Origin of the sequence: Alteromonas gilva (assembly GCF_028595265.1) — a bacterium.
Taxonomy (GTDB): domain Bacteria; phylum Pseudomonadota; class Gammaproteobacteria; order Enterobacterales; family Alteromonadaceae; genus Alteromonas; species Alteromonas gilva.
Window position 1 is genome coordinate 1,594,131 of record NZ_JAQQXP010000001.1, and the last position, 14,260, is coordinate 1,608,390.

General features: G+C 48.1%; 8 protein-coding genes. 6 read left to right on the forward strand and 2 right to left on the reverse strand.

Features of this window, described 5'->3' with window-relative positions; translation table 11 throughout:
* Positions 1–185 precede the first annotated feature (185 nt).
* From OIK42_RS07025 to OIK42_RS07035, 3 genes are read left to right on the forward strand one after another with little or no spacing between them, the layout of a single operon-like run.
* Positions 186–1,271, forward strand: coding sequence for an efflux RND transporter periplasmic adaptor subunit (locus OIK42_RS07025; RefSeq protein ID WP_273639430.1), 1,086 nt, complete (start codon positions 186–188; stop codon positions 1,269–1,271).
* Between the two features lie 10 nt (positions 1,272–1,281).
* Positions 1,282–4,464: an efflux RND transporter permease subunit gene (locus OIK42_RS07030; RefSeq protein ID WP_273639432.1), complete on the forward strand. Its 3,183-nt coding sequence runs from the start codon at positions 1,282–1,284 to the stop codon at positions 4,462–4,464.
* Complete coding sequence (locus tag OIK42_RS07035) at positions 4,457–5,932, forward strand: TolC family protein (protein WP_273639434.1); 1,476 nt, start codon at positions 4,457–4,459, stop codon at positions 5,930–5,932. The genes OIK42_RS07030 and OIK42_RS07035 overlap by 8 nt, the downstream gene beginning before the upstream one ends.
* A 145-nt stretch (positions 5,933–6,077) precedes the next feature.
* Here the strand turns inward: OIK42_RS07035 and OIK42_RS07040 are convergent, their stop codons facing one another.
* Both OIK42_RS07040 and OIK42_RS07045 read right to left on the reverse strand, forming a co-directional pair.
* Complete coding sequence (locus OIK42_RS07040) at positions 6,078–7,922, reverse strand: methyl-accepting chemotaxis protein (protein WP_273639436.1); 1,845 nt, start codon at positions 7,920–7,922, stop codon at positions 6,078–6,080.
* A 434-nt stretch (positions 7,923–8,356) separates the two neighbouring features.
* On the reverse strand, positions 8,357–9,265 hold the full coding sequence (locus OIK42_RS07045; protein WP_273639438.1) for a sugar phosphate isomerase/epimerase family protein: 909 nt from the start codon (positions 9,263–9,265) through the stop codon (positions 8,357–8,359).
* 346 nt (positions 9,266–9,611) lie between these two features.
* Between OIK42_RS07045 and metA the strand changes: the two genes are divergently transcribed.
* From metA to metH, 3 genes are read left to right on the forward strand one after another with little or no spacing between them, the layout of a single operon-like run.
* A complete protein-coding gene (gene metA / locus OIK42_RS07050) occupies positions 9,612–10,550 on the forward strand; it encodes a homoserine O-acetyltransferase MetA (RefSeq protein WP_273639440.1) in 939 nt (312 codons plus the stop codon).
* A 3-nt stretch (positions 10,551–10,553) separates the two neighbouring features.
* Entirely contained in the window at positions 10,554–11,609 is a 1,056-nt protein-coding gene (locus OIK42_RS07055) for a homocysteine S-methyltransferase family protein (protein ID WP_273639442.1), read from the forward strand.
* Positions 11,610–11,618: 9 nt separating this feature from the next.
* Positions 11,619–14,243 (forward strand): methionine synthase, encoded by a 2,625-nt coding sequence (gene metH / locus OIK42_RS07060; RefSeq protein ID WP_273639444.1) that lies wholly within the window; start codon positions 11,619–11,621, stop codon positions 14,241–14,243.
* Positions 14,244–14,260: the final 17 nt, after the last annotated feature.

The window sequence follows — 14,260 nt, forward strand, 5'->3', positions numbered from 1 at the left end:
GGTCACGTACTGAAAATCAATACTTAATCGACATTCATAATTTTCACTCCAGCTTGTTTTAAAGCTGGCCAGGTTCGTATGCCTTTTTAACGCACAGTGGTGCGCTAAACACCAGCATACGATGGATCGTCGTGTCTGTTTATCGGCGCGGTGGTTATAGTTTTCTTACTGAACGAATTTACATCATGAGCAAAAAAACACTTTTAGCAGTCAGCATGCTTACTGCAATGCTAGGCGGTTGTGGTCATCAAGAGCACGAAACACACCATGCCATTTTACAATTTGATGTGACACATCCTGTACGGCAGGATACAACGCTTGTTAAAGAATATGTGAGTCAAATTCACGCTATTCAGCACATCGAAATAAAGGCTATGGAAAAAGGCTACCTGCAATCAACTTACGTTGATGAGGGGCAGACCATAAAGCAAGGTGCGCCTATGTTCAAAATTATGCCTAAGGTGTACGAAGCGGAATTACATAAAGCAGAAGCGGAAGCGCAAGCTGTTTATATGGAATACAAAAATACCAAATCTTTGGTTGAGCAAGATATCGTATCGCCGAACGAGCTGGCAGTGATTGAAGCTGAGTATCAAAAAGCGATGGCTGAAGTGGAGTTGGCGGAAGCCCACCTGGCCTTTACCGATATAAAAGCGCCATTTACCGGAAAAATGGGGCGTCTGGAAGCCCGCACCGGCAGCTTACTTGATGAAGGTGAACTGCTTACCACTATGTCCGACTTAAGCCAGATGTGGGTCTACTTTAATGTGCCAGAGACCGAGTACCTGGATTATGTGCAAAATGATAGTGCCAGTAAAAATACCAAAGTGAGACTGAAACTGGCTAATGGCAGTATTTACCCCTATGAAGGCGTGATCGATACCATTGAGGCGGACTTTGATAATCACACCGGCACCATCGAAATGCGCGCTTCATTTCCCAACCCAGACCAGTTGCTCAGACATGGCCAAACCGGCAATGTATTGGTAGATGTAGCGTATCCGGATAGCCTGGTAATACCTCAAAAAGCCACATTCGAAATACTCGACCAAAGTTATGTGTATGTGCTAGATAGCGAAAACAAGCTTGCTACCCGCCATATTGAAGTGAGCGCAGAGCTGCCGCATTTATACGTGGTATCCGACGGCTTAACTGAGGACGATACCGTGTTGATTGAGGGCTTGCGGCGCGTAAGTAATGGTCAGCAAATAAAGCCAGACCTGTTATCAGCCAGTGATGCGTTAGCTGAACTGTCGCTTCACGCAGAATAGAGGAGCGACCATGTTTGGAGTTTTTATTAAACGACCAGTGATGGCGATTATGCTTTCACTGATGATTATTTTTTTGGGTGTATTGTCGGTTTTTTCATTGCCCACATCGCAGTTTCCGGATATCGCGCCACCACGAGTGCTAATCTCCCTGGCTTACCCGGGCTCCAGTGCTGATGTGTTAGTGAAATCGTCATTAGTGACCATAGAACGTTCAATAAATGGCGTGCCAGGTATGAAATACATTGTATCTGATGCGACCAGTGCCGGTGAGGCCACCATTCAGGTCATTTTTGATCTTGATGTGGATCCTAACCAGGCGCTTATCAACGTTAAAACGCGACTTGACCAAATCATGAACCGTTTACCACAGTTGGTGCAACTTGAGGGGGTGGTATTAGAACGTGTGCAACCGAGCATGCTGATGTATATCAACGTCTACAGCACCGACGAAGCGGCAGACGAAAAGTTCTTATATAACTACTCGAATATTAATCTCATTCCTGAAATTCAGCGCGTAAAGGGTATTGCCAGTGCCAAAATATTAGGTAGCAGGCAGTATGCTATGCGGATCTGGTTAAAACCCGATCGTATGCGTGCTTACAACATTTCTGTGGATGAAATTATGGAATCGATTGACGAACAAAGCCTGATAGGCCGGCCGGGCCGATTAGGAAGAAGTTCAGGAATTACTGCGCAGTCTAAAGAGTATGTGCTTATTTACGAAGGGCGTTATGACGAGCCCGAAGAATATAAGAACATCATCATCCGTGCCGATAGTGACGGGCGATTGCTCAAACTCAGCGACATTGCAGAGGTTGAGTTAAGCAGCGAGTTTTTCGATATTTACTCCAATAAAGATGGCTATCCCTCAGCCGCAATTGTACTTAAGCAAAACTACGGCAGCAGTGCTAACGAAGTTATTGCGCAGGTAAAAGCCAAAATGGCGGAGCTGGAGAGTACGTTTCCGGAAGGCATGAAATACGAAATCAACTATGACGTATCGAAGTTTCTCGACGCGTCTATTGAACAGGTCCTCCATACATTGATCGAAGCCTTTGTGCTGGTCTCGCTGGTGGTATTTGTCTTTTTGGGCGATTGGCGCTCTACGCTTATTCCTTTGCTGGCCGTGCCAGTGTCTCTTGTTGGCACTTTCTTTTGCATGCAGGCCACCGGCGTGAATATTAACCTGATCACGCTCTTCGCACTGGTTTTGGCCATCGGTATCGTAGTGGATAACGCCATTGTTATTGTCGAAGCAGTGCATGCAAAAATGGAGGACAGTCACATTCTGACGCCCTACATTGCCACTCAGCAGGTACTCGGTGAGATGGGCGGTGCAATTATTGCCATCACGCTGGTAATGACCGCCGTGTTTGTTCCGCTTATTTTCATGACAGGACCTGTAGGCGTATTTTACCGGCAGTTCTCCATTACGATGGCGTCATCGATCATCATTTCATGTGTCGTGGCGCTCTCACTGACGCCGGTTCTGTGCGCGATGCTGCTAAAAAATCCGCACATGCATAGTAAGAAAGCGACCCCATTGAGCCGATTTATAGATATGTTCAACCACTGGTTTAATAAGCTAACCGGGCGTTATACCGGTATTATCAAAGTGCTGGTGACCCGCCGTGTGGTAACAGTGGTGGCGCTTGCAGCTTTTGTGGTTAGCACCTTTGGTTTAAACCAGGTACTCCCCACCGGCTTTATTCCCGGAGAGGATCAAGGACAGATATACGCCATTATCCAAACACCGCCGGGAAGCACGCTGGAAGCCACAAACACCGTTGCACGGGAGCTTCAAAATCTGGCGCTTGAAGTGGACGGTGTGTCTTCGGTGTCTTCGCTGGCAGGCTATGAAATATTAACCGAAGGTCGTGGCTCTAACGCCGGTACCTGCTTGATCAACCTGAAAGATTGGGCTAATCGAGAGCACTCGGTAGGCGAGATCATTGAAGAGCTGGAGGCTAAAACACATCACCTGGGTGCGGTCATCGAATACTTTGAACCGCCTGTGGTACCCGGTTATGGAGCGTCTTCCGGACTGTCATTTCGCTTGCTTGATAAAACCAATACAACGGATTATCAGGAGTTTGATCAAATCAACAAAGATTTTATGGCTGCCTTGGCTGAGCGTAAAGAACTTAAAGGGTTGTTTACTTTTTATGCAGCTGATTATCCGCAGTATAAAATCGAAATTGATAATCAGGCAGCCATGCAAAAAGGGGTATCTATAGGACAAGCTATGGAAAACCTGAATATTTTGATTGGCAGTACATATGAGCAGGGGTTTACCCGTTTTAATAATTTCTTCAAGGTGTATACCCAAAGTGCACCAGAATATCGCCGCTATCCAAGCGATTTACTGGACTACTACGTACGCAATGAAGAAGGTGAAATGGTGCCTTATTCAGCTTTTATGAAGTTAGTGAAGACCCAGGGACCAAATGAAATTACCCGTTATAACCTTTATACCTCGGCAGCTATTCGTGCTGAGCCAGCCAAAGGCTTTACCTCCGCAGAGGCGATCAAAGCGGTGGAAGAGGTGGCTGCCCAAACCTTGCCAAAAGGGTATGACATTGGTTGGGAAGGGCTTTCTTTTGATGAAGCGAAGCGTGGCAATGAAGCGATTATCATTTTTGGTGTTGTATTGCTTTTCGTTTACATCGTATTGGCGTCTCAGTACGAAAGTATGTTGCTACCCTTTGCAGTGATTTTGTCGTTACCGTGCGGGATCCTGGGAGCATTCTTATTTCTCAAAGGTATGGGGCTGGCCAATGATGTCTATGCTCAATTGGGGCTGGTTATGCTGGTTGGCTTGTTAGGCAAGAATGCGGTGCTCATTGTTGAGTATGCCGTACAAAAAAACCAGCAAAACATGTCAATTGCCGAGGCCGCCATCGAAGCCGCCAAGCAGCGTTTTCGTCCTATTTTGATGACGTCGTTCTCTTTTGTAGCAGGCCTTATTCCGCTGGTCATTGCAACGGGCGCTGGTGCCGTGGGTAATCGGACGATTGGTGCGTCAGCGTTGGGGGGAACATTATTTGGCACTATCTTTGGCGTTTTGGTGATCCCTGGTCTTTATTATTTGTTTGCCAAATTAGAAGAAGGTAAATCACTGATTAAAAATGAAGATCATATACCGTTAACCGAAACTTATCACTATAACGATGAGGTGCTGAGCGATGAGTAAAACTTATAAATTCATTCGTAACCCGCTATCGATGGCATTGGTTAGCGCAATACTTGTTCAGTCATGTGCTTTGCCAACTGTCACAAAACGCACACCCCAGGTTGAACTGCCTGATGGCTACAATGTTCAGGCAACGAGCAATCCGCAAGCAGCAAAAGAGCTTGAACACGAAGAAGCCGTCAATATTAATTGGGCCGAGTGGTTCAATGATCCCCAGCTTGCCGACTTAGTAGAAACTGCGGTAAACAATAACCAGGAAGTGGCGATTCTTCTCCAGCGCATTAATATGGCGGCGAATGAAGTGTACGCCCGCGAGGGGGAGTATTTACCACGTGTTTCTGCTGGCATTGAAGCCGAAATAGAAAAAGTGGGTGAATACACCCGTGAAGGGGCAGTAGAAGAGCAACTGTCGATTAAAGAAGAAAAGGCATTTCCTGACCCGTTGGGCAATTTACGTCTGGGGTTAAATGCATCCTGGGAAATAGACGTGTGGCACAAGTTAAGGGATGCAACCAAAGTGTCGTCACTTGAGTACCTGGCGTCAGTAGAAGGGCGCAAATTCTTTATTACGCAATTGGTCTCTGAAGTGGCTCGTTGTTACTACGAACTCCTCGCGCTCGACAATAAACTGGCGAACTTAAACGCAACTATAAAGGTGCAACAAACCGTAATAGATACGATTAGTGCGTTGCAGCAATACGGGCGTTCTTCGTCTTTGCCAATTGCGAGATTCACCGCTGAAGTAAAGAAAAACGAAAGTGAACGATTTTTGATCGAACAAGACATTGTTGAAAAAGAAAACATGTTGAATCTTTTGTTAGGACGAACACCCCAGCCAATCTCCCGTCGTAGTGATGTATTAATGAGTGCCGATGTTCGTATGCCAGGAGTGGGCGTGCCGTCAGAACTGTTGGCGAATCGCTCAGATATAAAGCAGGCAGAGTTAGCGCTGGCGGCAGCGGACCTTAATGTTGATGTCGCCAAAGCCAACTTCTACCCATCCTTTGAATTAAGGGCGGGAACAGGGCTCGCTTCATTTGATTCCCGTTATTTGTTGAATATTCCCGAGTCATTTGCCTACTCACTATCTGCCGACATTTTCGCACCGCTTATTAATCGAAGAGCGATTGAAGCCGTGTATCAAAATGCCAGCGCAGAGCAGGTGCAGGCAGCCTATGACTATGAACTGGTGCTGCTTCGTGCTGTTGCCGAAGTTTCTAACAGCCTGTCTAAACTGCACAAGCTGGAGCAAAGCGTAACTGCCAAAAGCCAACAAATAGCGTCGCTTGAAAAGTCAATTGACGTTGCCAGCAGGTTGTTTGCATCGGCTCATGGCGAGTATCTTGAAGTATTGCTGGCCCAGCGGGAAGCGCTTGAAGCACGAAGCGAGCTCATTGAGACACGACAACAGCAAATGACCGCGTTAGTCGATTTATATCAAGCCCTGGGAGGTGGGTGGAAGGCCTGAAAGTGCGGTGATAAGAGATAGCTATTCAACGGCTATCGCCTGCTAGAGGAGAGCACTGCTCTCCTCTAGCAATTAAGTGCAATTGGACAGTCACTCTCATAGACAATATCTATCCGGGAGGAAAGTTGTTTTAACCGTATAATTATTACGCTTTAAACTGCGAAATATGCTGACGCAGCGAGGATGTCTGAGTTGCAACTTCTTCACTCGCTTGTTCATTTATGTGCACGTTGTGCATCGTGTTTTCCGACAAGTCACGAATATTCACCACGTTTCTATTCACTTCGGTAGCCACTTGACTCTGTTGCTCAATTGCCGCGGCAATTTGCGTAGTCATGTCCAGAATAGTGGTAACATCGTCGCCGATTTCGTTTAGTCGTTGCATGGCTTTGTCGCCTTGCTCACCACTGTTTGCCCCTTCCTGCAGGCATGCTTTCATCTCTGTTACTATCTGTTGCGTTCGCGTTTGCAGTCCACTGATGATCGATTCAATCTGGCTGGTAGATTCCTGCGTGCGCATTGCCAACGTTCTCACTTCGTCAGCGACCACAGCAAACCCCCGACCTTGTTCACCGGCGCGGGCAGCTTCGATTGCCGCGTTGAGCGCCAGCAGGTTGGTTTGTTCTGCAATGCCGCGAATAACATCAAGCACGGTGCCAATAGTTTGGCTGTCTTTTTCCAATTCACTCACAGCACCGGATGCGCTGTCCAGGCGATTGACTAAACTGCGAATAGAACTGACGGTATCTTTGACCTGATTGCGACCATCCATAGCATTATCATTGGTGGTTCGGGCTTTGTCTGCCGTGCTTTCAGTATTCGTGGTAATCTCCTGAATAGTGGCCCCCATTTCGGTAATCGCTGTCGCGACCATGTCGGTTTCATTTTGCTGCACGCGCATGCCCTCGGCGGTGTCATTTGTTGCCGTGGCGAGTTGTTCCGTAGCCGAATTGAGGTTGGTCAGGGCAACGTTAATAGACTTCACTAAATCCTGAAATTCCTCCAATAATGCGTTCACATCATTACTGAAGTGGGTGATCTCATCATTGCCGGCTTCTTCCAGACGTAATTTAAAATCCCGCTCTTTGCTAATGCGTGATATTTGCATTGAAGCCTGTGCCAGTGGCGCATTAATAGAGTGCGCCAGCATGATAATGAGGCCAGCTACCAATAGCAGTACAATCACAAAAATAATAAAACCAATCGTTTGAAGTTGCGCCAAGGAACTATCTAACTCCTGGTTAAGCGATGAAGACATTGCCTCCAGAATGTCTTCCGTTGCCTGAATACTTTCGCGCATTTTTCCTTCAGCACCTTGTTGAGGTGTCAGGCCTCGCGCTTCAGTTTTTTTAGCAAGCAGGTTAAAGCTATTGACGTAGTTGGCTGCAAGCGTGTTCAGTCCGTTGGGTAACTGTTGCTCAAGTTGATCATGCCAGTTATTGAAAGATACGACTTCTTCTAAGGTATTACGCATCAAAAAATCTTTTTCGTCGCGTCGCATCTGTAGCAGCGTTGTGAATGCAACATCACTTGTACTCAGGCGGCTCTCCAACTGTTTTGCGGCGTCACGGAGTGTGCCCCTTAGGCCATCGTCGGGTCCAAGCCCAATACTACGCTCTAATTCGACTAACCTAGCAAAGGTCGCTGAGTACTCACCCACCAGTTGCGTGAATTGTTCAACCTGTTGAGTATCGATATTTAAATCGGCGAGGTTTTTGCGCAGCGAGGAGGCAACGGTCTGCAGTTCATCAACGACTTTTTTATGCCGCTCGGGGTATTTTTCTTCTTTGCGCATCAGAAAGTCTTTTTCGTGTCTACGCAGCATCAGCATATCTGCCGTAAGTTGTTCCACACGACTTTTGGCGCTGGACAGGGCACTGGTCGAACTGGCCTGGTACAGTTGTAGCACAAGCATTAACGTCATCGCCAACAAAGCGATAACACCAATTAATATTAATCTGAACTTTATGCTTAGCGAGCGAATTTGCATGGCTATTCCTTACTAACAGAGTTTGTTCTGTTTAAATTCGGCCCTCAAAAGGGGCGCGCGTTGTGTATAGAAGCGTATCGTTTTATCCACATTATAAAACGATTGCGAAAACTCTGGACAGTAATAACATAGACTTTTTGTCGTAGAATTGCTTCGATCGTTCATACAATATTGATCGCTAAACACACGTCATAGCATAGTATACCGCTCGATTACCTGACAAAGTAAATCGTCAGACGTGTCTGTTTTGATTTAGTGTAACGTTCGATTAGTTGTTGCTGGCGTCTTTACATTTATATCTGGCTATCAAAAACGCTGTAATTAGCAGCTTCCGGCTTTACGTTGATGCCAGCCGCAAAATGGCTGGTGGACACCGTTATTACAGCGTGTAAGCTTCATACATTTGCTCAATTTGAAATACCCGATTAGCCTTGCTAAACGAAATACTTCGCTAAATGTGCTTTAAAGTAAGCCGCGCTGGTTGCTGCACTCTTCATTGGCGACTGACTAAAATTACCGCCTTGCTCGATATAAAAGTAGCGTAAGCCAGATGTTGACGTGTCGGGTAATATCGCGGTGTAGTCGATACTGCCATTACCCAGTTCGGTGTAGTCCTGCGTTTGCTTATCCATGTCTTTTACGTGCCACATCACGTATCGTCCCGGATGCTGCCTGACTAGTGCCTGCGGTGTTGTTGAAGAGGAGCGGGATACCCAGTACATGTCCAATTGTAACTTGACCAGGTCCGGATCGGTTTGGTTAACAATAATATTGTAGGCGTTTTCACCGTTGCCTGAATCATCCTTGATTTCGAACTCAAAACCGTGGTTGTGATAAGCAAAGCCTAACCCCGCGTCGCTAACCTGTTTGCCTATTTTATTTAGCAGTTGCGGCAGGCGTTTGAATGTGGCGATGTTTCTTTGCGCCGGATCTGTCCAGGGCCATGTAATATAATCTGACCCTATGGTTTTTGCCCCCTCAATACAGCGGTCTACAAATTCGGTGAGTTGTTTATCAGATTTTTCAAGGTAGGGAGCAAAGCCGTAGTGCCCGCTGGTGACACTTAGCTCAAGATCATCCAGCAGCGACTTAAAGGCCGGTGCCGGCATATTGTAAAAGGTGCCGGCGGTTGGATCGAAACCATAAAGTTCAAAGTGCTGATAGCCCATTTTTTTGAGAGCCAGCAAAGTGCCTTCCGGATCGTTGTTCATATCATCCCTGACACTATAGAGTTGATAGCCAAGTTTAAATCCGGCGTTGGGTGATAACGCCAATGCGGGTGTCGATAACATCGCACAAAACGCAGCTGTGCCAGAACAAAACAGAAAATCACGACGATCCATGTATGCGCCTTTAATGTAAATATAATGTTGCAAATTAGCACTCTAACTCGTCTTGTACAATAAAGGTGTTTATACGCCCCGTTAGTTTGAATGGCATTCGACCTGGCAAGGCTGGGGGGAGGGGCATATTCTACGACCCCTCAAATCTTTTAAGCTATCCTCCCACGGTCACTCAGTGCAGCGTTTTGATAAAACTTTTTTTACGACGCTGTCTACAATTAGCAGTGTTACCCGCACAACATGTTGGCTCAACATAAATAAAACGTTTAGACGTCTAGACGTAAAGATGTTGACTTTGGCGTTACATCAGCGACAATAGCTTCATCAGTGTTTAACCGGAGTTATTATGCCTATCAGGATCCCAGAGAATTTACCTGCACAAAGCGTGCTGTTGGGTGAAAACATCTTTACGATGGAAGATCAGCGCGCCGCCAGTCAGGAAATCAGGCCGCTGCAAGTAGGTATTCTTAACCTGATGCCGAACAAAATAGAAACCGAAGTTCAGCTGCTTCGGTTGCTCTCCAATACACCGCTGCAAATTAATGTAGACTTGATCCGGATTGACAATCAGGCGCCTAAACACACCCCCCAATCCCATATGGACGCTTTTTATCACGAATTCAGCGAGATAAAAGATAAACGTTATGATGGTTTAATTGTCACCGGTGCGCCGCTGGCGCTGCTCGATTACGAGGATGTCAATTACTGGGATACCATGAAAACCATCCTGGAATGGGCCAATCGTAATGTGCAGTCAACTCTGTATTTGTGTTGGGCTGCCCATGCCGCGATGTACCATTTTCATGGTATTCAGCGTCAGTTGCGTAAGAACAAATTGTCAGGGGTGTACAAGCACCGTGTCAATGATACGCATAACGAACTGCTGCGTGGCTTCGATTCGGAATTCTTTGCGCCACATTCGCGATATGGCTACATCAGCCCTGCCGACTACAACAGCATTCCCGATTTAAATGTGATTGCCGAATCAGACGAGGCAGGGGCGTACGTGGTGGCATCAGACGATAAACGTATGGTGTTTATTACCGGTCATCCGGAGTACGATCCGGAGACTCTCAACGACGAATACCATCGCGACCTTAATGCCGGAATGGAACCAGCTATTCCAGCTAATTATTATCCGGATAACGACCCGTCACTACCACCCGTGGTAAGATGGCGCGCCCATGGCAGTTTGTTATTTACCAACTGGATAAACTATTACGTTTACCAGACTACGCCATACGATTTAAATCAGCTGGTAGAAAAAGACCAGCGCAAGAGGTAGCACGTGAGCAGGTACACAGATAAAGATATTCTCGATATTGCCGCACAGCGTATTTTATTGCTCGATGGTGCCATGGGTACCATGATCCAGCTTCATAAGCTCAGCGAAGAAGCCTACCGTGGGGAGCAGTTTAAAGACTGGCACTGTGACATTAAGGGCAACAATGACTTGTTGTCGATTACGCAGCCAGAGCTGATTTACGATATTCACTGCCAGTACCTGGCGGCGGGCGCCGATATTATAGAAACCAATACGTTTAATGCGACGACCATTTCTATGGCCGATTATGATATGCAGGCCCACTCCCGCGACATTAACATTGCGGCAGCAAAACTGGCCCGCCGGGCGGCTGATGAATTCACCGCCAAAAATCCGCAAAAGCCGCGTTTTGTGGCCGGGGTCATTGGCCCGACAAGTCGTACCGCCTCGATTTCGCCCGATGTCAACGATCCGGGTAAACGTAACGTCACCTTTGATGTGCTGGTAGCGGCCTATACCGAGTCATGTGAAGCGCTTATTGAGGGCGGGGCCGATATCATTATGATTGAAACCATCTTTGATACCCTCAATGCCAAAGCCGCGTCCTTTGCCGTAGAGGTGGCGTTTGAAAAGCAAAACGTGAAGCTGCCGGTAATGATTTCCGGCACCATTACCGATGCCTCTGGTCGTACCTTGTCGGGTCAAACCGCCGAGGCGTTTTACTATTCCATGCGCCACATTAAACCGGTTTCCTTTGGTTTAAATTGCGCGCTGGGCCCCGATTTATTGCGCCAGTACGTTGAAGAAATCAGCAACGTTTCAGAGTGTTTGGTATCGGCGCACCCGAATGCCGGGTTGCCTAACGAGTTTGGTGAGTACGATATGGAAGGACCAGAAATGGCCGAACATATCGAAGAATGGGCCGCGTCGGGGCTGGTAAATATTGTCGGAGGGTGTTGTGGCAGCACGCCTGAGCACATTGCCGAACTGGCCAGGGCGGTTGAGGGCAAAGCCCCCCGTAAGGTGACTAAACTTGAGCCCAGGATGCGTCTTGCCGGCTTAGAACCCTTCGTGCATTGAGGTACTAGCGTGTCAGCAGAATTTTCCAGTTTTATTAATATCGGTGAACGCACGAATGTCACCGGTTCGGCGATGTTTAAACGCCTGATCTTAGAAGGTGATTACGAAACCGCACTCGACGTTGCCCGTCAGCAGGTGGAGAACGGCGCCCAGATTATCGATATCAACATGGACGAAGCCATGTTGGACTCGGTGCAGGCTATGCAAACCTTTTTAAACCTGATTGCGTCCGAGCCTGATATCAGCCGCGTGCCGATCATGATTGACTCCTCTAAGTGGGAGGTTATCGAAGCCGGTCTTAAATGTGTGCAGGGCAAATCCATTGTCAATTCAATCAGCCTCAAAGAGGGCGAAGCATCGTTCCTTCGTCAGGCGCGTCTGATAAAACGCTACGGCGCCGCGACTGTGGTGATGGCGTTTGATGAAAAAGGCCAGGCTGATACCAAAGCGCGTAAAATCGAAATATGCCAACGCAGTTACAAACTGCTGACGGAAGAGGTCGACTTTGCCCCCGAAGACATTATTTTTGACCCCAACATCTTCGCCGTAGCGACCGGCATCGAAGAGCATGACAACTACGCGGTAGACTTTATTGAAGCTACCCGGGTTATTCGTGAAACCTGCCCGCATGTGCATGTGTCAGGCGGCTTGTCGAACATTTCGTTTTCGTTCCGCGGTAACAACCCGGTCCGCGAAGCTATGCACTCGGTGTTCTTATATCACGCCATTCGGGCGGGGCTGGACATGGCCATTGTGAATGCCGGTCAGCTTGAAGTGTACGATGAAATTCCCCTTGAACTGCGCGAAGCCGTTGAAGATGTCATTTTAAACCGCCACAGCGGCGCTACCGACAAACTGCTCGAACTGGCGCCTAAGTATCAGGGCGACGGCAAAGCGGTAGTCAAAGAAGATCTCGCCTGGCGTGAGTTACCGGTTAACAAGCGCCTGGAGCACGCACTCGTCAAGGGCATTACCGATTTTATCGAAGAAGATACCGAAGCCGCCCGAGCCGCCGCTGACAAGCCTTTACACGTTATTGAAGGGCCGTTGATGGACGGCATGAACGTGGTCGGTGACTTATTTGGCGAAGGCAAGATGTTCTTGCCTCAGGTGGTAAAGTCGGCCCGGGTGATGAAAAAAGCGGTTGCTTACCTGCAGCCTTATATCGAAGCCGAAAAGTCCGAAGGCACCAAAAGCAACGGTAAAATATTGCTCGCCACGGTAAAAGGTGACGTCCACGATATCGGCAAAAACATTGTTGGTGTGGTGCTGCAGTGCAATAATTTTGAAGTCATCGACATGGGCGTAATGGTGCCCTGTGCGGCCATATTGCAAAAAGCCAAAGAAGAAGACGTCGACATGATTGGCCTGTCAGGGTTAATCACGCCGTCGCTTGATGAAATGGTACATGTCGCCAAAGAAATGCAGCGCCTTGAGTATGACTTACCGCTGTTGATTGGCGGCGCTACCACCTCTAAAGCCCATACCGCAGTGAAGATTGAACAAAACTACCATGCGCCGGTGGCCTATGTGCCTAATGCCAGTCGTGCGGTGGGAGTGTGCCAAAAGCTGCTCAATACCGAGTCGAGAGCCATATACGCCAAAGAGCTCAGCAAAGAGTATGACATTGTGCGCGAACAGCATGCCCGCAAAAAGCCGCGCTCCAAGGCCATTCCGTTGCAACAGGCCCGCGACAATGCCTTTGAACCAGACTTTACCGTGCTGCCCACCACGCCAAATAAACTGGGCGTCACCCCGGTGAGTGTGGATCTTGAAGTGTTGCGTCATTACATCGACTGGACACCGTTTTTCCTCACCTGGTCACTGGCTGGCAAGTACCCGCGAATTTTAACCGACGAGGTGGTCGGCGAGCAGGCGCGTTCGTTGTTTGATGATGCCAACACCATGCTCGATAACGTTATTGCCGATGGTAGCTTAACGGCCAAGGGCGTGTTCGGGCTGTTTCCGGCTAATCGTCAGGAAGATGACGTGGTAATTTATACCGATGAAAGCCGCACCGAAGTGCTGGGTGTTGCTCACCATTTACGCCAGCAAACGCACAAGCCTAAAGGGGCGAATTATTGTTTAAGTGATTTTGTTGCGGCGACCGGCTCGGGCATTAAAGATTACGTGGGCGCCTTTGCGGTGACAGCCGGTATCGGCGAAGATGAGTTGGCTAAAAAGTTTGAAGCCGATGGTGATGATTACAACGCCATTATGGTGAAAGCTGTGGCGGATCGCTTAGCCGAGGCCTTTGCCGAATACCTGCATGAACAGGTGCGTAAGCATTATTGGGGCTACGCTGCCGACGAAGCGCTGGATAACGATGCGCTCATTCGCGAAAAATATCAGGGGATCCGCCCGGCGCCAGGCTATGCCGCGTGCCCGGAGCACACCGAAAAGCAGCTTATCTGGGATCTGCTCGACGCTGAGCAACACACCAGCATGAAACTCACCGAAAGCTATGCCATGTGGCCCGGCGCGGCGGTTTCTGGCTGGTACTTTGCCCACCCGGACGCCCGCTATTTTGCGGTGGCCAAAATCCAAAGCGATCAGGTGGAAGACTATGCCAGGCGCAAAAGCTGGGACATGGAAACCGCCGTGCGCTGGTTAGCGCCCAATTTAAACGACTAATTTAAGTGGTAACGTTA